At 61.1% G+C, this 21404-nt stretch carries 15 protein-coding genes and 6 pseudogenes; 15 read left to right on the forward strand and 6 right to left on the reverse strand.

What is annotated here, in order from left to right; translation table 11 throughout:
* The first annotated feature begins 54 nt into the window (after positions 1-54).
* Both AC1RUK_RS21300 and AC1RUK_RS21305 read left to right on the forward strand, forming a co-directional pair.
* The gene (locus AC1RUK_RS21300) at positions 55-453 is read left to right on the forward strand and encodes a c-type cytochrome (protein ID WP_436171138.1); all 399 of its coding nucleotides are present in this window, start codon (positions 55-57) and stop codon (positions 451-453) included.
* 50 nt (positions 454-503) lie between these two features.
* Positions 504-2066, forward strand: coding sequence for a bifunctional aminoglycoside phosphotransferase/ATP-binding protein (locus AC1RUK_RS21305; protein WP_481839078.1), 1563 nt, complete (start codon positions 504-506; stop codon positions 2064-2066).
* A 20-nt stretch (positions 2067-2086) separates the two neighbouring features.
* Here the strand turns inward: AC1RUK_RS21305 and AC1RUK_RS21310 are convergent, their stop codons facing one another.
* Complete coding sequence (locus AC1RUK_RS21310; RefSeq protein ID WP_481839077.1) at positions 2087-4768, reverse strand: bifunctional acetate--CoA ligase family protein/GNAT family N-acetyltransferase; 2682 nt, start codon at positions 4766-4768, stop codon at positions 2087-2089.
* A gap of 165 nt (positions 4769-4933) precedes the next feature.
* Here AC1RUK_RS21310 and AC1RUK_RS21315 point away from each other — a divergent pair, with 165 nt between their 5' ends.
* The 3 genes and pseudogenes from AC1RUK_RS21315 to AC1RUK_RS21325 all read left to right on the forward strand — a co-directional run.
* Complete coding sequence (locus tag AC1RUK_RS21315; protein ID WP_481839438.1) at positions 4934-6787, forward strand: heavy metal translocating P-type ATPase; 1854 nt, start codon at positions 4934-4936, stop codon at positions 6785-6787.
* Between the two features lie 27 nt (positions 6788-6814).
* A pseudogene (trxC, locus tag AC1RUK_RS21320) lies at positions 6815-7263 on the forward strand (thioredoxin TrxC).
* A gap of 13 nt (positions 7264-7276) precedes the next feature.
* Positions 7277-7726: pseudogene (locus AC1RUK_RS21325) on the forward strand (MgtC/SapB family protein); the annotation flags it as partial.
* Positions 7727-7789: 63 nt separating this feature from the next.
* Here the strand turns inward: AC1RUK_RS21325 and AC1RUK_RS21330 are convergent.
* From AC1RUK_RS21330 to AC1RUK_RS21340, 3 genes and pseudogenes are all read right to left on the reverse strand, one after another.
* A pseudogene (locus AC1RUK_RS21330) lies at positions 7790-8410 on the reverse strand (serine/threonine-protein kinase); the annotation flags it as partial.
* A gap of 11 nt (positions 8411-8421) precedes the next feature.
* Positions 8422-9162, reverse strand: a complete 741-nt coding sequence (locus tag AC1RUK_RS21335) for a metallophosphoesterase family protein (protein ID WP_481839076.1) — start codon at positions 9160-9162, stop codon at positions 8422-8424.
* A 204-nt stretch (positions 9163-9366) separates the two neighbouring features.
* Positions 9367-9606, reverse strand: a complete 240-nt coding sequence (locus tag AC1RUK_RS21340) for a hypothetical protein (RefSeq protein WP_481839075.1) — start codon at positions 9604-9606, stop codon at positions 9367-9369.
* A gap of 605 nt (positions 9607-10211) precedes the next feature.
* Between AC1RUK_RS21340 and AC1RUK_RS21345 the strand changes: the two genes are divergently transcribed.
* The 3 genes from AC1RUK_RS21345 to AC1RUK_RS21355 all read left to right on the forward strand — a co-directional run bounded on the left by AC1RUK_RS21345 (position 10212) and on the right by AC1RUK_RS21355 (position 12115).
* A complete protein-coding gene (locus AC1RUK_RS21345) occupies positions 10212-10859 on the forward strand; it encodes a helix-turn-helix domain-containing protein (RefSeq protein WP_481840101.1) in 648 nt (215 codons plus the stop codon).
* A 62-nt stretch (positions 10860-10921) separates the two neighbouring features.
* The gene (locus tag AC1RUK_RS21350) at positions 10922-11431 is read left to right on the forward strand and encodes a GNAT family N-acetyltransferase (RefSeq protein WP_481839073.1); all 510 of its coding nucleotides are present in this window, start codon (positions 10922-10924) and stop codon (positions 11429-11431) included.
* Between the two features lie 192 nt (positions 11432-11623).
* On the forward strand, positions 11624-12115 hold the full coding sequence (locus AC1RUK_RS21355; protein ID WP_481839072.1) for a hypothetical protein: 492 nt from the start codon (positions 11624-11626) through the stop codon (positions 12113-12115).
* A 548-nt stretch (positions 12116-12663) separates the two neighbouring features.
* Here AC1RUK_RS21355 and AC1RUK_RS21360 read toward each other — a convergent pair.
* Positions 12664-13635, reverse strand: a pseudogene (locus AC1RUK_RS21360) (HAD-IC family P-type ATPase); the annotation flags it as partial.
* Here AC1RUK_RS21360 and AC1RUK_RS21365 point away from each other — a divergent pair.
* A pseudogene (locus AC1RUK_RS21365) lies at positions 13633-13992 on the forward strand (FAD-dependent oxidoreductase); the annotation flags it as partial. The pseudogenes AC1RUK_RS21360 and AC1RUK_RS21365 overlap by 3 nt on opposite strands.
* Before the next feature lie 149 nt (positions 13993-14141).
* Positions 14142-14888: pseudogene (locus tag AC1RUK_RS21370) on the forward strand (YoaK family protein); the annotation flags it as partial.
* A 150-nt stretch (positions 14889-15038) separates the two neighbouring features.
* Here the strand turns inward: AC1RUK_RS21370 and AC1RUK_RS21375 are convergent.
* Positions 15039-15791: a spermidine synthase gene (locus tag AC1RUK_RS21375; protein WP_481839071.1), complete on the reverse strand. Its 753-nt coding sequence runs from the start codon at positions 15789-15791 to the stop codon at positions 15039-15041.
* A gap of 218 nt (positions 15792-16009) precedes the next feature.
* Here AC1RUK_RS21375 and AC1RUK_RS21380 point away from each other — a divergent pair, with 218 nt between their 5' ends.
* The 5 genes from AC1RUK_RS21380 to AC1RUK_RS21400 are packed head-to-tail and all read left to right on the forward strand — an operon-like array spanning position 16010 to position 21399.
* Complete coding sequence (locus AC1RUK_RS21380; RefSeq protein ID WP_436171110.1) at positions 16010-16324, forward strand: helix-turn-helix domain-containing protein; 315 nt, start codon at positions 16010-16012, stop codon at positions 16322-16324.
* Positions 16321-18342 (forward strand): hydrogenase 4 subunit B, encoded by a 2022-nt coding sequence (hyfB, locus tag AC1RUK_RS21385; protein WP_481839070.1) that lies wholly within the window; start codon positions 16321-16323, stop codon positions 18340-18342. Before AC1RUK_RS21380 ends, hyfB begins: the two co-directional genes overlap by 4 nt.
* The gene (locus tag AC1RUK_RS21390; RefSeq protein WP_481839069.1) at positions 18333-19289 is read left to right on the forward strand and encodes a respiratory chain complex I subunit 1 family protein; all 957 of its coding nucleotides are present in this window, start codon (positions 18333-18335) and stop codon (positions 19287-19289) included. The genes hyfB and AC1RUK_RS21390 overlap by 10 nt, the downstream gene beginning before the upstream one ends.
* Positions 19289-19951, forward strand: coding sequence for a hydrogenase-4 component E (locus AC1RUK_RS21395; protein WP_436171107.1), 663 nt, complete (start codon positions 19289-19291; stop codon positions 19949-19951). Before AC1RUK_RS21390 ends, AC1RUK_RS21395 begins: the two co-directional genes overlap by 1 nt.
* Complete coding sequence (locus AC1RUK_RS21400; RefSeq protein WP_481839068.1) at positions 19948-21399, forward strand: hydrogenase 4 subunit F; 1452 nt, start codon at positions 19948-19950, stop codon at positions 21397-21399. The genes AC1RUK_RS21395 and AC1RUK_RS21400 overlap by 4 nt, the downstream gene beginning before the upstream one ends.
* Positions 21400-21404: the final 5 nt, after the last annotated feature.

The following is a 21404-nucleotide window of genomic DNA, read 5'->3' on the forward strand; positions in this document are numbered from 1 at the left end:
CAGGGGTGCACACCGAGGTAGTAAGGTTCAGCCAATCAATCGGTGGACACGAAAATGAAGTTTTTGATCGCTGCAGTTTTCACAAGCTTGGCTGTCAATGCGTCAACGGCGCAGGAAATGAGCTACGGCCAGGCGGAATACCTGAACTCCTGCGCGGTCTGCCATGGTGTCGACGGCAAAGGTGATGGCCCCCTGGGCGACGAGCTGGTGAAGCGCCCAGCCGACCTGACTCGTCTATCGAAAAGGAATGGTGGCGAATTTCCGTATTGGCGCGTCTTTGCCATGATCGACGGCCGCACCATGGTGCCGGAGCACGGCGAGCGCGACATGCCGGTCTGGGGCCGGCAATTCCTTCCGGATGACGTGAAGAAGTACGGCCCAAACGCCGGAGAAATCGTCACCACGGAACGCATCCATAACCTGGCCGGTTATGTCCAGACACTGCAGCGGTAGGCATTGGGCGCGGCAAGGTTTTCGCATCGCGGGCTCAAGGAGGCAGAACCATGATCGCTGAAAACCAGGAAGCCGTGGTCGCGCTACTGCTCGATCCCGCCACGTATGGCGAGAGTGGACCGGTTGAGGCGATCGAGACCCATATTTCGCGTATCTTCCTGGTTGGCGAACACGCCTACAAGATGAAGCGAGCGGTCAAGTTGCCCTATGTCGATTTCTCGACACCGGCACTCAGGCTCGCCGCTTGTGAGAAGGAGGTTGAACTCAACTCGAAAACGGCACCTGGCCTTTATCTGGGCGTGCGGCGCATTACGCGAGAGGCCGCAGGCAAGCTTGCCCTCGATGGCTCGGGAGAACTGGTCGATGCAGCGATCAAAATGGTTCGCTTCGACCAATCGAAGCTCCTCGATCGGATGGCAATCGCCGGCGAACTGACGCCTGCGCTGATGACGGCGACTGCGCGCATGATCGTGCACTATCATCGCGGCGTACCGGAAATCCGCAATGGCAGTGGCGCCTCTAACCTTGCTGGCGTGCTCGACATCAACGAGGCCGGCTTTGCCACCAGCCATGTCTTCGGCAAGGCCGAGGTCGCGACCTTTGCCGAGGCCTTCCGTACCGCGCTTGCCCGGCATTCCGGATTGCTCGACCGTCGCGAAGCAGCTGGCAAGATCCGCCGGTGCCATGGCGATCTGCATCTGCGCAATATCTGTCTCTTTGACGGCGAGCCCCGGCTTTTCGACTGCATCGAATTCAACGACCAGATCGCGACTGTGGACGTGCTCTACGACCTTGCCTTCCTGTTGATGGACCTGTGGCATCGCGGTTTTCCGGAGCTCTCCAATCTTGTGATGAATCGCTATCTCGACGAAGCCGACGATGAGGATGGCTTTGCCCTTCTGCCCTTCTTCATGGCGGTTCGGGCTGCTGTGCGCGCGCATGTCACCGCGACGCAGGTCGAAGAAGGCAGTGCCGATTCCGACAAATTGATTGCCGAGGCCAGATCCTATTTCGAGCTTGCCCGAACGTTTCTCCAGGAGACCGCGCCGCGACTCGTTGCGATCGGCGGCTTGAGTGGTTCCGGCAAGACGACCGTTGCAGAGGCCCTCGCCGCCCGCGTCGGTGCGCCGCCCGGCGCGCGCATTGTCGAAAGCGACCGCATTCGCAAAGCGATGCATGGCGTTCCTGCAGAAACGAGGCTGCCGGACAAGGCCTATCGACCGGGAGTATCCGAACGCGTCTATCGCCAAATGGCATGGCGGGCCGGTTTGATCCTTTCCGAAGGCGGGTCGGTGGTCGCCGATGCCGTGTTCGACAGGCCAGCTGATCGAAGCCGGATCGAGAAGACGGCAAGCGACAGGAACGTCTCATTCTCTGGATTCTGGCTGGAAGCGGATCCGCTTGTCCTTTGGCAACGGGTCAGCGAGCGCATCGGTGGTCCTTCCGACGCCACCATCGATATCCTCTCGCGGCAATTGCAGCGAAATGCCACGCAGTCCAGCTGGCGCAAGGTCAACGCCGATCGGAAGCTTGCCGACATCGTCGCGGAATTGCGAAGGTTCTCCGAAGGAGATGCTTCCGAACCGGGGCTACCCCTTCGCTCAGCCTCGTGACGGCGGCAGGGTGATCGACCTCAACGGAGGTCGAGCCTTGCCTCGAGAAGGCCGGGTTCGCTCGGATGATGCGCTACCTTGAAGCCGAATTCGCGGCACATGGTCAGCATCTTGCTGTTCTCGCTGAGCACGATGCCTTCGATCCGACCGATCCCATCGGCCTTTGCATAATTGACGATCTGTCTGAGCAATTCCCAACCGAGGCCATGACCCTGCAGATCCGTGCGCACCAGCAAGGCGTATTCGGCAGCGAAGCGGTCCGGATCGCAGGAAAGCCGACTGATGCCTGCCAGCGCGCCAGTTGCTGTCTCCAACGCGACGAAAGCCATGCTGCGGTCGTAGTCGAGTTGGGTGAGCCGCTTCAGCATCTGGTCGGAGAAGCTTTTACGCGGCGAGAGAAACCGCAGGCGCAGATCGTCCGGAGAAATCCTGGCGAGGAATTCCGGGTAGAGCACGATGTCGGCCGGTCTGATCGGCCGGATGTGACAGTGCGCGCCGCCCGCCACAAAGTCCCTGGTCCAGCCCGACGGGTAGGGCCTGATGGCGAGCGCCGGGTTCGGCCCCGGCTCGTCCACGCGTTCCGGCTCGATCTCGATGCGGGCATCGAGCGCGATCACGCCATCGGTGTTGGCGAGCAGTGGATTGATGTCCATGGAGACGAGGCAGGGAAAGTCGACGATCAGCTGCGACAGTCCGTTGAGCGCAGCAGTGATTGCACCACGATCGGCCGGCTGGCGGTCGCGGAACCCGGCGAGCAGGCGGCCGATCCGCGTTTGCCCGATCAGGTCACTGGCGAGAACGTCGTCGAGCGGCGGCAGCGCGATCGCCGTATCGTCCATCACCTCGACCGCCACGCCGCCGGCACCGAACAGCACCACTGGGCCGAAGATCGGATCCCGGTTCATGCCGAGGATGAGTTCCTGCGCCTGTTTTCGCACCACCATCGGCTGAACGGCGTAGCCTTCAATGTCGGCTTTCGGTGCGTGCTTGCGCACCCGCGCCTCGATCGAGCGTGCGGCCTCCCCGACGGCCGCGGCGGTGGCAATGTTGAGTACCACCCCGCCAATGTCCGACTTGTGCGAGATCGTCTTGGACAGCAGCTTGACCACGACGTGCTCGGACGTCTTGAGGAGCCGGCCGGCCGCAATCTCCGCTTCGGCAGGAGATTTTGCGACGATCGTCTCGGGCACCGGAATGCCGTAGACGGAAATCGCCGCCTTGGCTTCCGGCTCGGTCAGCATTCGCCGGCCTTCCTTCGCGACCTGCCTGAATATGGCACGCACGGCTTCGCGGTCACTGGTGGTGTCCTCGCTGCTGCTCGACGGCGTGCGCATCAGCGCCCGTTGGGCTCGCGACCATTCGCTCAGGTAGGAGACTGCCTTTGCAGCATCCGCAGGCGTCTCGAAACTGGCAATGCCGGCATCCTGCAGGATCAGCCGTCCGGCCCGCGCCGTATGCTCCCCGAGCCAGCAGGTCAGGACCGGTTTTTGGCCTATCTTGCCTTCCCTGGTGAGCTCAACCACCGCGCTTGCTGCATCAAGTGGCGAGCCAAGCCCCGTTGGGCAATTCATCACCAGGACGACATCTGTTCCCGGATCGGCCGCGACCGCTTCAACGGCGGCCTTGTATCGCGCTGGCGGAGCATCACCAATGATGTCTACCGGATTGGCATGCGACCAGGTGGGCGGCAGCACAGCGTTCAGGCGATTTATGGTCACCGGTGAAAACTCGGCCAGTTCGCCCTTGCAGTCGATGAGTTGATCGACGGCCAACACGCCTGCCCCGCCGCCATTGGTGATGATGCCGACGCGGGCTCGTTCGAGCGGAGCGAAGCGAGCAGTCGTTTCGGCAGCATCGAAGAGCTCTGCCAGGTCTTTGACGCGCAGGATGCCGGCACGCAGCAATGCCGCATCGACCACGCGATCGGCACCCGATAGCGCGCCGGTGTGGGTCGCAGCAGCCTTCGCCGATTGCTCGTGCCTGCCGGACTTGATCGCGATCACCGGCTTGACGCGCGCCGCAGCACGTGCGGCCGAGATGAACTTGCGCGGATCGGGAATGGTTTCGAGGTACATCACAATGGCGCGCGTGTGCGCATCGCCCGCCAGCATGTCGAGACAGTCTCCGACATCGACATCCGCCATGTCGCCGAGAGAGACGATCTGCGAGAAGCCGACATTGTTCTGCGCCGCCCAGTCGATCAGCGAAGTCGCGATGGCGCCGGATTGCGACAGCAACGCGATATTGCCTGGCCTGGCTGCCATATGCGCGAACCCGGCATTGAGTTTCACTGGCGGGATCATCAGACCCAGCGTGTTCGGCCCGATGATGCGGAAAAGGGTGGGCTTGGCGGCGTCGAGCATCGCCTGGCGCAATCCGTTCTCGCGCGTCAGCCCAGCGGTGATGACGACTGCTGCCCGCGTGCCCTTGTCCCCGAGTTCGCGAACGATACCGGGAACCGTCTCGGGTGGCGTTACGATCACACCCAGAGAGGGAATACCTGGAAGATCTGCCGCCTTCGCATAGCAGCGCCGACCCGCCACTTCAGTGTATTTCGGATTGACCGGCCAGATCTCGCCCTCGAAGCCGCCGCTGACAATGTTGTCGAAGACGACACGGCCGACAGAGCCGTCGCGCACCGATGCGCCGAACACGGCAACCGACTTGGGGGCGAACGCATGTTCAAGGTTCCGGATCGTCACCCCTGCTTCTCCCGTTCGTGGCGATAGTCGCCAATCGATCTTGCCCGTTCATTGCGTTGGATCAAAGCCTCCTCCGGTCATCGCGATTATCTGTTGCGCGGGTTCGACGCGACCGCCAGTGCCCGCGGAAATCGCGCAAGCATCGATCAAATCGGAAAGCATCGCATGAACGAGTCCGTCCTGCGCCGCGCCTTGCTGGTCATCGCTATCCTTGGCTTGGCCATCGGAATCGGCGTTTGGAGAACCGGTCTTGGCCCCATTGATGCGGGCACGATCTGGACGGTGGCGACCTTGCCCGTAGTGGCGGCGCTTGCCATTTCCATATTGCGCGATTTCTGGATCGGCCGCTTCGGCGTCGACGCCATCGCACTGGTCTCGATGTCAGCGGCGCTGCTGTTAGGCCAATCCCTGGCAGCAATAGTGGTCGCGATCATGTATGCCGGCGGCACGGTGCTCGAGGATTTCGCCCGCGGGCGCGCGGAGCGCAACCTCAAGGCACTGACAGACAGGTCGCCCCGCGTTGCGCACCGGAAGTCGACACAAGGAACAGAAACCATCGCTGTCAAGGACGTCACCGTCGGCGACCACCTGCTCGTGCGCGCTGGTGAGTTGCTGCCTGTCGACGGGATCCTGCTAGACGCTTCGGCCTCACTCGACGAGTCCGCGGTGACTGGCGAACCTTTGCCGGAACGGCGCAGCGCCGGCGATCTGCTGCGCAGCGGCACCGTCAATGCGGGCGAGGCTTTCAGCATGCGGGCTTCTGCCCTATCCGAACAAAGCACCTACGCAGCGATCGTTCGCATGGTTGCAGCGGCGCAGACGGCGAAAGCTCCCTTTATCCGGATGGCCGACCGTTTCGCCCTGTTCCTGCTCCCTGTCACGTTGCTGGTTTCCGGCATCGCCTGGTACGTCTCCGGCGACCCTATCAGAGCGCTCGCCGTCCTGGTGGTCGCTACACCTTGCCCGCTCATCCTCGCCGCCCCAGTTGCTTTCATTGGCGGCGTGTCACGCGCCGCGCATGGCGGCATCCTGATGAAGGGCTCTGCGGCGCTGGAGGCCCTTGCACAGGCTCGGACCGCGATCTTCGACAAAACCGGCACCTTGACCATCGGAGGCGCCGAGCTGATCGAAATCGACGTGGCACCCGGCCGTGACCCGGACGAGCTTTTGCGACTGTTGGCATCGCTGGAACAGGCCTCGCACCATGTGCTCGCCGACTCGATCGCCCGAGCGGCGCGCGCCCGGCACCTGCTGCTCTCGCATCCGTGTGATGTTCGCGAGTACCGTGGGGCCGGCCTGAAGGGGGAGGTCGAAAACGTGTCGATCGCGGCGGGCTCGCGGCATCTCGTGCTCGCCCATAAATCGATGCCGACCTGGGCGAGAAATGGCGAAGACCGGTACCGGGACGAGCCGGTGCTGAGGGTCTTTGTTGCGCTCGGCAAGCGCCTTGCCGGCGTTTTTACATTCGGGGACGCCTTGCAAGCGGACGCACGGGATACGTTGGGCGAACTTCGGCAGGCAGGCATCCAGCGTGTCGTCATGCTTACAGGCGACGACAGCGTGGCGGCCGAGCGCATTTCCCGCTTGCTCAACCTCGATGTGGTCGTCGCCAATGCCACCCCCGCCGAAAAGGTCGCGGCGGTCGAGGCCGAGAAAGCGCGGGCCCCCACAATGATGGTCGGCGACGGTATCAACGATGCCCCTGCCCTCGCTGCGGCGACGGTCGGTGTTGCCATGGGTGCACGCGGTGCAACGGCCTCCTCCGAGGCGGCCGACGTCATCATACTGGCCGACAGGTTGCAGCCAGTCGCCGAAGCGATGCGGATTGCCCAACGCACCCGCGCGATTGCCCTGCAGAGCATCATCGCCGGGCTCGCGCTCTCGGCCTTGGCGATGGGTGCCGCAGCCATGGGGCAGATCACACCGGTGGCAGGCGCGTTGCTGCAGGAGGGGATCGACGCCGCGGTCATCCTCAACGCGCTGCGCGCTCTTGGCGATGGACGTCTCGGGCGCGCATAGTAGACGACGGCAAATCGGTGAATGGCCATGGCACAGCAGGATCTTGTGGTTTGCAGCGAGTGTGGCGGGGTCAACCGTTTGCCGCAGGCCCGCAATGCCTTGGAGGCAAAATGCGGGAGATGCGGAATCAAACTGTTTTCGGGACACCCGCAAGACGTCGACGCCGAGATTTTCGATCGTCAGATCACGCGCAGCAGCCTTCCCGTTGTGGTCGACATCTGGGCGCCCTGGTGCGGCCCCTGCCAGATGATGGCGCCGGCATACGAGGCGGCGGCCAACGAACTGGAACCACATGTCCGCTTGATCAAGCTCAACTCCGACAAGGAACAGGCCGTTTCGGCAAGGTTCGGCATTCGCGGCATCCCGACGATGATGCTCTTCCAAGGCGGCGTGAAATCGCGCGTACATCCGGCGCGATGACGGCGGGACAGATCGCCAGATGGGTTCGCGACCATCTGCCAACCGTAGCCGCCTGAGGCCGCGCCAGCCATGGATACGCTCATCGCCCGGCTTGGACTGGCCCTGGCAATCGGTCTGCTCGTCGGATTGGAGCGCGGCTGGCGCGAGCGGGACGCGCCGGATCGCAGCCGGACAGCTGGCATCCGCACGTTCGGCATATCCGGCCTGCTCGGCGGCATTTTGGCAGCGCTGGCCAATGCGCTCGGTGCGGTATCCGTGCTCGTCGGCGGGTTTATCGCCTTTGCTGCAATCTTTGCCTGGTACAAGGCGCGCGAGGCAGCGCATGACGAGGATTTCAGCGTTACGAGCGTCATTGCGGGCCTTGGCGTGTTCGCACTCGGCGCGCTTTCGGTCGCCGGCGACTATCGAGCCGCTTCTGCCGGAGGAGCAGGACTCGCGGCGGTCCTCGCGAGTCGCGAGATTCTGCACGGCCTTCTGAAGCGACTGACCTGGGTCGAGCTTCGTTCGGCGTGCATGGTAGAGCCGTCGCTTCATCCCGGCGAAGGTCGCAGGCCGACCGAACGGCTCTTCGCCCGTTGCCAGCTGGTAAAGAATGCAGCCAAGCGCAAAAAGATCGCTTGCAGGGTCGCCTCTTTCTCCAAGCACTTGTTCGGGCGCGATGTAAGCAGCGGTACCCATCGGCACGGAGCTTTCCGCGCCAAGAAGATCGGGAAGCCCTGCATGCCAGGCGAGGCCGAAATCGAGAAGCACTGCGCCGCGCTCGGCAAGGATGACATTCTCCGGCTTGAGATCGAGGTGAACGACCTTTTGACGATGCAGGGCGGCGAGCGCCGTTGCGATCCCGGTGCCGATCCGGGCAACCTCGTCCGGCGGCAGCGGTGCATTGCCGATGATGTCCGCCAGGCCGGTGCCGGCCACGAACTCCATGGCTATGTAAGGCATCTGCGCAAGGCTGCCGGACGCCGCGAAACGCGGCACATGCGGTCCCGACAGGCGTTTCAGGATCAGTTCCTCCGCCTCGAAGCCAAGAATGACGGAAACATCGCCGCCCGGATCGAGAAACGGAATCTTCAAAACGAGCGGGAAATCGTATCGCGCGCCGGTTGCACGCCAGAGCGAGGCCATTCCGCCGGAGGGCAGCTTTTCGACCAGCTCGAAACCATCGATGGCTTCCCCCGCCCCGAACCGTTGCATCGAATGCATCTCCTTGCAGCCTAGCGGCCGATCTTCAGCCGCATGCCAAGCCAGCCAGGCAGGCCGGCGGCCTTGATCTTGCGGGCGGTTTCTTCGTGATCGTAGGGCACGCGAACCATCGTGACTTCGTGCCGCTCGGTGTCGAGGAGAGCGAAGCACGCAGCCGGGTTGCCATCGCGGGGTTGACCGACCGCCCCGATGACCACCAGATGCCGTCTCAGCTCTGACAAAGGCGCTGCTACATTGTCCAGCGGCGGAAAATGGATCGGCCGGCGGCCAGGTAGCGCGTAGTAGAGGGCCGGAATGTGGGTGTGGCCGCAGAAAATGAAACGGGCATCGCTTGAAGACAGACAGCGTTCTGCCGCGTCAATGTCGCGTATGTACAGCCATCTTTCCGGCCGCTCCGCACTGGCGTGAACATACAGCCGGTCTTCAGATTCGAGTGAAAGCGGCAGTTGCGCCAGGAAATCGACATGCGCCGCAGCGAACTGCTGGCGGGTCCACTGGATAACGAACCGAGCGTTCTCCGTCATGTCGTTCCGGTTCAGGACGACCGCCTCGTCGTGATTGCCCATGATACAGAGGGCGCCTCGACCGACCAGATCAGCAGCCGTCTCGACCGCATAGACCGGGTCGGGCCCGTAGCCAACCAGATCGCCAAGCAGTACAAGTTGGTCCCATCCGTGTTCGCCCAGCGCTTCAAGGATGGCTTCGAGCGCCTCGCGATTGGAATGGATGTCAGACAGGATCGCGATGCGCATTGGTTTCCATCATGGACCTTGCAGGCTTGCGCCACCGGTCAAACGGCGGCGCCGGCAAGTCAGCGGGACCGCTTAGGGTCCAACGGTGCCAGCAGTCTCAAAGGAGCCCCTGTTGCCTAGCGCACCAAGACCATCACCGTGTTGGATAAGCATACGCCTGTTTGTTCTGACATCATGAGTTCACCCGTCTCTTTAAGCTCCGACCTAAAGCGAGACACCGTCTTCATGGAGTGGCGGCGAAGGGTTTGCTGAGGCCGAGGCCGCCTGCGATGCCCGATTGTAGATCAAGTGGATAATCACGACGATATATCCAACCTGAAGGACAACAAGTGTGAGCGCGGCCCACCCGAGCGCCACCCAACCGGAACCGGTTGCTATGCCGGTCCAGATCGCCACGACAAACGACGTCGCGAACATGCCCACCAGAAATTGCGGAAAATACATAGCTGCTCGCACCGAACAATTGCCGACACAGGACCTTCAACCGCGGTTGAAGCCTCTTCGCTTTGAGTTGAATCAAATCGTACCGTGGATATTTCCCGTCCATTCAGTCCCACTGAACTTAAGCGTGTGCATAAGTTCAAGGTCGGCGTTCGGACAGGTTCCGGCCTCTGTCCAAATATGTTGTAGCGCCGACCGAGGTGGCCCCTGCCACCTCGGTCGGCGCGGGCTTCGAGCACACCCAACAATGCTGCCCCCGCGGCCTGCGCCGACCACCTTGACCATGCAATTGCGATGCCAGGCCATGTGACCCAATGTGGGTCAGCGACTGCCGATACCGACGTCACAAAATGTCCCTAAGTCGCCACGGCCCACGGCAAGGAGCGGCCTTCGCATGCTCGCTATGCAGTGCATTCACCGGCCAGCACTTTGCCTGCCCAACTTTCCCGCTTGATCGAACAACGGCGGGTACGCACGAAGCAGCGAGCCCTGCCGGCATCTGCTTGGTCTGGCAGCCACTAGGTGGTTTCCCTTAGGGACATAACCGAATTTCGCTGCCCTCGAATTCGCGCGACTTCTGTTGCCACGGATCAACGGGGAACGCAGCCATGTACGCTCACACGACCTCCAAGATTGCACTGCCGTCTCACCTCCAGCAGTCGAGCCTGTCGGCGGCTCTCGACAGCGTGCCGTTGCAGCCGGTCAGCTTCTTTCCGGCCGGTTCGGAAATCTATGCCCAGGGTGAGAAGGCCGGAGCTCTCTACCAGGTTGAGTTCGGCGCCGTCCGCATCTATCGCTTGCTCGCTGACGGCCGCAGGCAGATAAGTGCCTTCCACCTGGCCGGAGAGACATTCGGCTTCGAAGCCGACACCACCCACCATTTCTTCGCCGAAGCAATCAACGCGACTGGTGTTCGTGTTTTCCGATTGACCGCCGGTGCGGACATGTCCCGTCAACTCCTGCCCTTGGCGCTCAAGGGATTGACCAGAGCCCAGGAACATCTCCTTGTTCTCGGCCGCCAGAACGCCATCGAACGCGTTGCTGCATTTCTGGTCGATATGGTCGAACGGCAGGGTGGATTGCGGCAAGTCGAATTGCCGATGTCGCGGATGGACATTGGTGACTATCTCGGCCTCACCATCGAGACCGTGTCGCGGGTCTTCACCCGCTTGAAGGACAAGGGCGTCATTCGCCTGCTCAACCTGCGTAGCATCGAAGTCCTCAAGCAGGACGTGTTGCAGGACATGGGCGAATAAGCACGCCGCCATCCGAAGGCAGCGACGCTTCAGAACGGCCACAACTCAGGGACCAGTCGACGATGGACAACACACTTACCACGCATACCGGGTTTCGTTTCGAAGTGCGCCGCGCACGCCCTGAAGATGAGCCGACCGTGGCCGAGTTCTTCACGCATGTGACGCCGGAAGACCTGCGCTTTCGCTTTCTCGGCGGGGTGAAGGAGGTTTCCCATGAGCGGCTGGTGGCGATGACGCGTTCCGATGACGCCCATATCCATAATTTTCTTGCGTTCTCGATCGACGGAATGCTGATCGCGGTAGCGACACTGGCATGCGATCCGGCCGATCGCGTAGGCGAGGTCGCGATATGCATTCGCGCGGATCGCAAGCACCTGGGCGTCGGCTGGGACCTTCTCGCCCATATCGCAAACTATGCCGAAGGGATGGGACTGGAGACCATCGAGTCGATCGAGAACCGCGAAAACCGTTCGGCCATTGAGCTCGAACGCGACATGGGATTCACCGTCACGACCTACCCCGACGACCCGACACTTGTTTTGGTTCGCCGGCGGCTCGGAAAACAGCTCTGACCACGGCAGTCAAGTGGCACAGGCAAATCCCGGCTTCCGGTGACGGAACTGCGGAGGCCGTTGTCCGGATGCTCGGGATTGGCGAGTAGTGATATGGACACAGATCACAAACAATATGAGATAACAGTCCAAATCAGTTCCCTGACGCGCCTATTCAATTCTTTCGACCCAACGCCTTTCCGAGAACGAGACTTGGACCGCGAGGCCGAAATCTTCATCGTTGAATGGGCGCGAGAAGCACCGCACAGCGCGCCGATCCTCATCGCGGTTGAACTGCCAAAGTGCGAGCAGGACCAGGAAGCGGCGCAGATGCTTGCAGACGCGGTGCGCTACAACTTCACCGACAGGTCAGCCCAGGCAACGCGGGAGCTCCATGAACTTCTGAGAATAGGGCGGCGTGCAATGCTCGTGGGCTTGCCCATACTGGCGCTCAGTCTCATCGCAGGTCAGCTGATCGGCTATAGCTCGGCGGCTGCGGGTCCGGCGAGGGTCATCGGTGAGAGTCTCCTGATACTGGGCTGGGTGGCCAATTGGCGGCCATTGGAGATATTCCTGTATGAGTGGTGGCCAATAGTGCGACGACAAACCCTTTACAGGCGACTTGCCGAAGCAAAGGTCGAAATCCGCTGGACAGAAGGCGACCTCACCAGCGACGAGGAGAACGGCCGGATGCAGGCGGCCTGACGGTCTCGGTGGGATCAACGGCGCCGGCGAACCGGGAATTCTGCAGCAACGAAGCCACCCAGGACGCCTAAGCGCCGTGCGCCGTCGAGTGGGTAGAACCAGGAACAAAGTTTAGGAGCTGAGGAGCCCATCTCCCCCGGGGAACGGGTAGCGGAAGGAAATCCAATCCTGCTCACTCAAGATGAAACCCTGAACCGTCGAACGTAAGACAGCGTCCCGTGATGAGGGGAATTTTGAGGACGGGTCCCTCGTCACTGCGACCTTGCACCGGCGGCCCCGCGACACATGAATGTCCCTTCAGGATGGACTGCCAGATCGTGGGAAAGTCCACACCGTTGCCTCGCGTCATGTTGCATTCCCTGACAAGCCTGGATACGACGTCGGCCACCTGCGGAACCTCTTCGATAAACCGCTGATTCTATTGCTATAACTCAGGGCATCGGTATTTGATCCAAATCAAATGACCAGAGATTGCCAGCCCCAATAAGTCTCGCCTGCCTGTTGGAAGGCGGTCGGCGCCGCGGCTGTTAGAACCCTGTTGCACCCGATCAGGTTTTCAGTCTTTCCCGCCAGAAATACTTAAGGAACTCGAGGCAGACCAACACCGTAAGCCCGGCCGAAAACGCCACGGCGATATCGCCCGGATGTAACAGCCCGAACCGAAAGAGCTCGCTGGCAAGCGGCCATAGCAGTGTCACAGCAAGCGCCGCAGCCACCATTCCAACGGCAACACCAAGCGATCGATTTGGCCGGAACAAGGCAAGCAGCAAGGACCGGCTGAACGTGCGGTTGACGAAAATCAGGCCAACAATCGTCAACACGAGCGAGAAGAATGTCAGGGCGCGAATTTCGTTCTCAGACATCTCCCATCGCAGGGCGAGAATAAAGACAGCAGCGACAAGAGCGAACGCCAGCACGCCCTGGACAAGGCTCCAGGCTATCAACGATCGCGAGAACAGCGCCGCTTCCGGATCTCGCGGAGGGCGCTTCATGATGTCGTCCTCCTCGGTTTCCGCTTCGAAGACCAGAGAACAGACCGGATCGATCACCATCTCCAGAAAGGCAATGTGGATTGGCCCGAACAGGATGGGCAGGCCAAACAGCAAGGGAAGAAGGGCCAGCCCGGCGATCGGCACGTGCACTGCAAGGATGAAGCCCATGGCCTTGCGCAAATTGTCGTAGATGCGGCGGCCAAGCCGTATGGCCTTGACGATCGAGCCAAAGTCGTCGTCGAGAAGGACGATCGATGACGCCTCCCGCGCAACGTCGGTTCCGCGGCCGCCCATGGCAATGCCAATGTTGGCCGCTTTCAGTGAGGGGGCGTCGTTGACGCCGTCTCCCGTCATCGCGACAATCTCGCCGTTGGCCTTCAGCGCCCTGACGATCGCCAGTTTCTGCTCGGGCATGATGCGGGCAAACACCGTTGCGGTTTTCACCTGATCGGCCAGCGCCGCGTCGTCCAGACTCTTGAGCCTCTCACCCGTGACGACATTGTCGACTTTGAGCCCCGCCTGACTGGCATGAAGGTCGCACTTGTCGAAAAGGGGCGCATCGGCGCCGAGCAGTCCAGCAGGAACTGGGGGTGGTGCCGCCAGCAGAACCGCGACGCCCGCGAGTTGCCGATGGCTACCCGCAGCCTCGATCTGTGGGGCAGTTTCGCGGCTGAAACCGGCGAGGACACCGGCTTGCTGCCAACGATCCAACGAATGGAAGCCAGCCAAGGCAATGTGCGAGGCGTTGTCGATAGTCTGATGAAAGTGATCAATGCGCTCAACCGGGCCGGCGTCGAACTTCTCAGCGAACATGTGCGCAGCGATGACGGCGGCCGTGGCGTCAGGTTCCGGCATCCGGATACGCTGATCGGCAGGCCAAACTAAGCCAAAAAAGCGCTCACCTTCGCTCACGCCAGCACCCACGCGTTGGCCGATCCCTCGTTTTGCTTTCGCTTCCAGAACCTCTCGATGAACCCTCCTCGGCACCCCCACTTTTGGTCACGATTTGCCGCATCAAAAGGCAGGATTCGCTCATGATCCTGTATCTGCGCCGGCTGACGGGAAAAGAGCGTAGCGAAAGATCCGACCGGCACCTCGCTCGCTTTCTGACGTTCATCGCAGGAGCCGCCAATGCTGGCGGCTTTCTGGCGGTCCAACAGTACACGTCCCACATGTCAGGCATCGTTTCGTCGATGGCTGATCACCTGGCACTCGGCAACATCGAACTGGCGCTTTCCGGATTGGGGGCCTTGTTGTCGTTTGTCGCAGGCGCCGCCTGTTCGGCGGTCCTGGTCAACTGGGGAAGGCGGCAGGGTCTGCAGGGCGAGTATGCGTTCCCGCTTGCCCTGGAAGCGATCCTGCTGATCTGTTTCGGTCTGCTCGGCGGCCATCTTGCGCGTCATGAAGCGCTGTTTGTGCCAATGACGGTGATGCTGCTTTGCTTCATCATGGGCTTGCAGAACGCCATCATCACCAAGCTATCTGAAGCCAGAATCCGGACGACGCACGTCACTGGCCTGGTGACTGATATGGGCATCGAACTCGGCAAGCTGCTTTATTGGAACATCTCAGCAAATGACTCGGACGGACTGTTCGTGAGAGCGGATCGAAGGAAGCTGAGACTGCTTGCGTCGCTTGTTGCGTTGTTCTTTGTCGGCGGCGTCATCGGCGCTGTGGGTTTCAAGCACGTCGGCTTTGCAGCAACGCTATTTCTCGCAGCCATTCTCCTCTTGCTAGCTACCATGCCAGTCTTGGAGGATGTCTCTGTTCGTATGAAGCGGTTCTGGCAATAGCTCGGCAGGGCTTTGTCACGGGGCCGGATTTGGCAGTACATGTGCCAAGGCGCTGTTCTCAGATTTCGCCAACTATCTGTTTTGGCTGGTCCTGCCTTTAGGGCCACGACGAGCCCTGCCCCTAACGGGCGCCCCGCCCTACGCCTTATGCTGCCGTCGCGGTACGTGCCAAGGCCTGAACGCCAGAAGGCCAAGCTCATGTTCGATTTCGTCGGCTCCGACCGACGGCGGTATCAGCAGCACTGGTTGGACGAAATCACCCACCTTGCCCGCCATGACCAGTGCGTTGCGATCCGGGGCACCGCGGCTGTCGAGCAGCCTCACATTCGCCCAGATATTGCTGAGTTTCGCGGCAACCCGATCCGGCATGGTGTCAAAGTCGTGGCGAGCGTGAACATTCCCGATCAGAATGCCTGAAGAGTTTTTGAGACGTGTCTGCGCTAGACCGAAGAATGTCTCGGCGCACAAGTGATCTGGAATGCGCTGCCCGGAATATGCGTCCAATACGATAGCGTCGTAGCGATGACGGTCAGCACGTAGAAAATCTCGCCCATCGGAGGTGCAGCAGTGAACCCCTCCAGGCAGTCCAAAGTACTGTTGGGCGATTTGGAAAGCCTTTGGATTGATGTCGACGATCGTAACGCGCGCGCCAACTCTATCCAGCATCGTGGCCAAGCTGCCACCGCCACAACCGATCATGAGGACATCGGACACTTGCGCTTGCGCGAGAAGACCAAAGATCGCGTGTATATAGGGCACGACGCTGACGCCATTCGGGTCGCACTCGCTTTGATAGCAGCCACCCTGGCGATAAATGAACAAACCGGAGTCCTTGGTCCGCAGAACCTCGATGTTGCCGAAATCGGTATGATATTTCGCAACGCGGATCATGACCTTGTCACCAACAACTAAGTTCCTAAATCCGCCGCTCGGCTGGCTTCACGAACTTTCCATCCGTCAGGAGCCTATGCGGAGCCGGGGGATTCCTCCGTCATTGCAACAGGCTTCGCAGATGCGTCACGCATCATTATTTGAATGCCCCACATTTTAATATATGCTGCAACGCGTAGAGATAATATCTCAAAGCTGACAAAAAAGGGGATGCGACCGTGATAACTGCTCCACAGTTGCGTGCCGCGAGGGCGCTCCTTGGCATCGACCAGCGAAGGCTTGCCGAATTGTCAGGCCTATCGGTGCCGACAATTCAACGTATGGAAGCCAGCGAGTCGATTATCCGGGGCAATGTCGATTCCCTCATGAAGTTGATCGGGGCACTTGACCTCGCTGGCGTCGAATTGATCGCTGATGGCGCCTCAAGCCAAATCGGCGGGCGCGGCGTGCGACTGAAAGCAGATTTTGACCCCGCCAAGATTCTGGGCGGGGTCGATACGGACACCAAATTCGGTGTGAGGAGCGTGGCGTGAATTTGGGGGCCGCGTTCCTTCTGTGGGGCGTTGCCGCGCTCCTGGGGACCGCGGTGCTTGCGATTGCGTTGAGCCGCACACCGAACTTGGGAACGCGCCTGATCTACGGCTTGACGCTCGGTATTTCGGCGGCCGTACTCTTGGTTCTCGCGAGCCGCATCATCGATGATCCTGTCACCCCGTCGACTGCCGCATTGCCGCTTGGGCTACCATGGATTGGCGCTCATTTCCGTTTGGATGCGCTCTCGACCTTCTTCCTCGTCGTCGTGAATTTCGGCGGCGCCATGGCCAGTCTTTACGGCCTCGGCTATGGCAGCCACGAGCCCTCGCCGCATCGGGTGCTGCCGTTCTTCCCTGCCTTCCTCGCCGGAATGAATCTGGTCGTGCTCGCGGATGACGCCTTCACTTTCCTGCTCTCCTGGGAATTCATGTCGCTCTCTTCCTGGGCGCTGGTCATCGTCCACCATCGCGAACAGGACAATGTACGGGCGGGTTACATCTATCTCGTGATGGCGAGCTTCGGCACGCTCGCGCTGCTGCTAGCGTTCGGCCTTCTGTCCGGCCCGAGCGGAAACTACACGTTCGAAGCGATGCGCATTGCGGGTGCCACACCGCTCGTCGCCACTTTCGTCCTGGCCCTCGTGCTGCTGGGCGCGGGCTCCAAGGCTGGCCTCGTACCGCTGCACGTTTGGCTTCCACTCGCTCACCCGGCCGCGCCAAGCCACGTCTCGGCTCTCATGAGCGGCGTCATGACAAAGGTCGCCGTCTATGGCTTCATACGCGTTGTCTTCGATCTCCTCGGCGAGCCGGCATGGTGGTCGGGTGTTGCCGTGCTTTTCCTCGGCGGCCTGACGGCGGTTCTCGGCATCCTCTACGCGCTGATGGAAAAAGACCTGAAGCGGCTTCTTGCCTATAGCACCATTGAAAACGTCGGCGTCATCTTCGCAAGCCTTGGCCTTGCGCTGGCCTTCAAGGCGAACGTGATGCCATCGGCCGCAGCGCTGGCGCTCACCGCCGCGCTGTTCCACGTCCTCAACCATTCCTTTTTCAAGAGCCTGCTGTTTTTCGGGGCAGGCGCCGTGCTGACGGCAACCGGTGAGCGGGATATGGAGAAGCTGGGCGGTCTCATCCATCGCATGCCCTTTACAAGTTTCGCCTTTCTCGTCGGCTGCGTCGCGATCTCGGCACTTCCACCCTTCAACGGGTTTGTCTCCGAATGGCTGGCCTTCCAGGCTATCTTGCAGAGCCCCGATCTGCCGCAATGGGGCCTGAAGGTCATGGTGCCCGCCGTTGGCGGCCTGCTGGCGCTGTCTGCGGCACTGGCCGCAGCCTGCTTTGTAAAGGCGTTCGGGATTACATTCCTCGGCCGGCCACGCTCGGCCGCGGTGGAAGTGGCGCATGAGGTCGACCGCTACTCGCTGGCGGCAATGTTCATCCTCGCGGCCCTTTGCCTCGTTGCCGGCATCCTGCCGGGTCTTGTCATAGACGGCCTGTCATCGGTGACACTCCCGCTGATTGGTAGCCGGATGCCTGTGCAGATGGCGCAGCCTTGGCTGTCGATCGTGCCGATTGCAGCGAGCCGCAGTTCCTACAACGGCCTGCTGGTGTTTCTGTTCATCGCCTTTTCTGCATCCGCTGTGGCATATGTGATTCATCGCTTCGCGTCGCATGCACTCCGTCGAGGTCCCGCCTGGGGTTGTGGCTTCCCGGATGTGATCCCAACCTCGCAGTACACGGCCGTCAGCTTCGCGCAGCCTATCCGCCGCGTCTTCGGCACGTTCGTATTCCGTGCAAGGGAAACCGTCGAAATGCCACCGCCAGGCAAGACAGGCCCGGCTCGTTTGAATGTCGAAATGCATGATGTGATCTGGGAGACGCTGTATCTGCCTATCGGCAAGGCCCTCGACTTTGCGACCGACCACATGAACCATCTGCAATTCCTGACGATCCGGCGTTACCTGACCCTCGTCTTTCTCTTTCTCATTGTCCTGCTTTTGGTGCTCGCGCTATGGCCCTGATCTTTGAGTTGGCCGTTCAGAGCGCGCAGATGGCACTGGTGCTTTTGCTGGCGCCACTCCTGACCGGCTTCGTGCGTAAGGTGAAGGCGAGACTGCTACGGCGTCAGGGACCATCCCTGATCCAGCCCTACCGCGATCTCCTGCGGCTGATGCGCAAGGAAGTCGTTCTGGCGGACAACGCATCCTGGCTGTTTCGCGTGACACCCTATCTGATCTTTGCCGCCACCTGGGTTGCGGCAGCACTCATCCCGACATTCGCAACTGGCCTGACCTTCAGTTGGACCGCCGATCTGATAGCCATCGTCGCACTGCTTGGAAGCGCGCGATTCTTCCTGGCGCTGGCAGGGATGGATGTCGGCACGAGCTTCGGCGGCATAGGCTCGAGCCGCGAGGTGATGATCGCTTCGCTGGCCGAGCCCGCGATGCTGCTGATCGTCTTCAGCCTGGCGCTGGTCGCGGGTGCGACGCAACTCTCGACGGTCGCCGCCTTCATGGGCTCGCCGGAGGTTGGCCTGAGGGTATCGCTCGGGATGTCGCTCATCGCCCTCGTGATGGTGGCGATCGCCGAAAACGCCCGCATACCAGTGGACAACCCATCGACCCACCTGGAACTCACCATGGTTCACGAGGCGATGGTGCTGGAATATTCCGGTCGCCATCTGGCGATGATCGAGTTTGCCGCCTTCCTCAAGCTTTTGCTCTATGTGTCCCTGATTTCCTGCGTCTTCGTACCCTGGGGGTTGGTGACAGCCCGAGCCGGACCTGGGTCTTATGTTCTGGGCGTCGTCTTCTATATAGGCAAACTTGCCGTGAGCGGCATTCTCCTCGCCCTGTTTGAGACAGCCATCGCCAAGATGCGTGTGTTCCGCGTCCCGGATTTCCTCGGCGCAGCACTCATGTTGGCGCTGCTGGGCACACTCCTGCTGTTCGTCTCGCGGAGCCTGTGATGAACGGCCTCACCTTCGACATCGCTCATCTGCTCGCCGGTGGCCTGGTGCTGGTCAGCTTCATGATGCTGTATCAGGATCGCCTCTTTGCGCTGATCAACGTCTTTGCGCTTCATGCAATCGTGCTCGCGCTGTCGGTGGCATGGCAGGCCTACATTCAGGACGCCCATCATCTCTATGTCACGGCGGCGATCGCCCTCATCTTCAAGGCGATCGTCATTCCCGTCGGGCTTCATCGCATCATTCAGCGGCTCGGTATCCATCGCGACATCGAGACAGCCGTCGGCATCGGTCCGACCATGCTTGCGGGAATTGGTCTGGTGACTCTTTCCATGGTCCTGATGCTGCGGGTCACTCCTGAAGCCGACCCCCTCGCCCGCGAGGATCTTGCCTTTGCTCTGTCCATCATATTGCTGGGACTCCTGGTGATGGTCACCCGCCGGAATGCCGTCAGCCAGGTTGTCGGATTCATGTCGCTCGAGAACGGCCTGGTTCTCGCCGCCACTGGGGCCAAGGGCATGCCGCTGGTTGTCGAGATCAGCGTCGCCTTCTCGATTCTGATCGCCTTCATCGTCATCGGTGTCTTCCTGTTTCGCATACGCGAGAGGTTCGATTCGGTGGATGTCGGCGCGCTCGACGACTACAGGGGAGAACACCGTTGACCGTGTTTTCCCTCGATGCGGTAGCGGCCATCTTGCTGACACCAGTCGTTGCGGCCGCCCTTCTGGCGGCGCTGCCTAACTACCGGATAACGGCTGGCCTCAATGTCGCCGCGAGCTTGCTGACCTTGCTCGCCGCAGTGTCGCTTCTCGTCACGGATCGGCCACAGCCCGGTCAATACCTTCTCGTCGACGACCTCAATATCGTTTTCATCGTGCTCAACACATTCGTCGCTTTCACGACCAGCGTCTTCAGCGCCTCCTACATTGCGCACGAGCTGGATACCGGGCGGCTGACCGCGGCGAATCTGCGGTTCTACCATGCGATGTACCAGATCATGATGTTCGGCATGAACCTGGCGTTCGTGTCGAACAATATCGGCTTGATGTGGGTGGCGGTGGAGCTTGCCACGCTGACCACCGTGCTCATGGTTGGCATCTATCGCACGCATGAGGCGCTGGAAGCCGCCTGGAAATATTTCATTCTCGGAAGCGTCGGCATTGCGCTTGCACTCTTCGGAACCATCCTCGTCTATATGGCCGCGCAGCCAGTTGTTGGTGAGGGCACGAATGCCATGGTCTGGACAGTGCTTATCGAGCACGCTGCGCATTTCGACCCGGCCCTGCTCAACGTCGCCTTTGTCTTCCTGCTGCTCGGCTACGGTACGAAGGTTGGCCTTGCGCCCTTGCATGCCTGGCTGCCCGACGCGCACGCAGAAGGCCCGACGCCGATTTCCGCAGTGCTGTCGGGCTTGCTGTTGAACGTCGCGCTCTATGCCGTGCTGCGCTTCAAGCTGTTGCTCGCGGCAAGCCCGGAGGCGATCGCGACCGGGCCATTGATGATAACGATGGGGCTGACGTCGCTTGTTTTCGCGGCCTTCATGCTTTACCGCCGCCGCGACATCAAACGTCTGTTCGCGTACTCCTCTATCGAGCACATGGGCATCATCGTGTTCGCTTTCGGCATGGGTGGCCCGCTCGCCAATTTTGCCGGCCTGCTGCACATGGTCATGCACAGCCTGACCAAGTCGGCGATCTTTTTCACGGTCGGACACATTGCGCAGGTCAAGGGAACACAGAACATCACCGAGATCCGGGGACTGACGGTGACCCATCCGGCGCTTGGCTGGGCGCTCGTCATCGGCGTTGTTGCCATTGCCGGCCTCCCCCCGTCCGGCATCTTCATGAGCGAATTCCTGGTCGTGAGTTCGACATTTGCAAGACACCCGCTTTTGGCGATGCCGTTAGTATTCGGGATTCTGCTCGCTTTCGGCGCCCTGCTGCTTCGGTTGACCGGCGTCGCCTTCGGCGAACCGCGCGGCAGCACTGCGCCCGCCGAAGCGTCCTACATTCCGATGTATTCCCACTTGGCGCTGGTGTTTGCCGCCGGCATCTATCTGCCGGCGCCCCTGGTTGCGTGGTTCCAGCATGTCGCGAGCATTCTGGGGTGAGGCGC

Source organism: Mesorhizobium monacense (assembly GCF_056781675.1).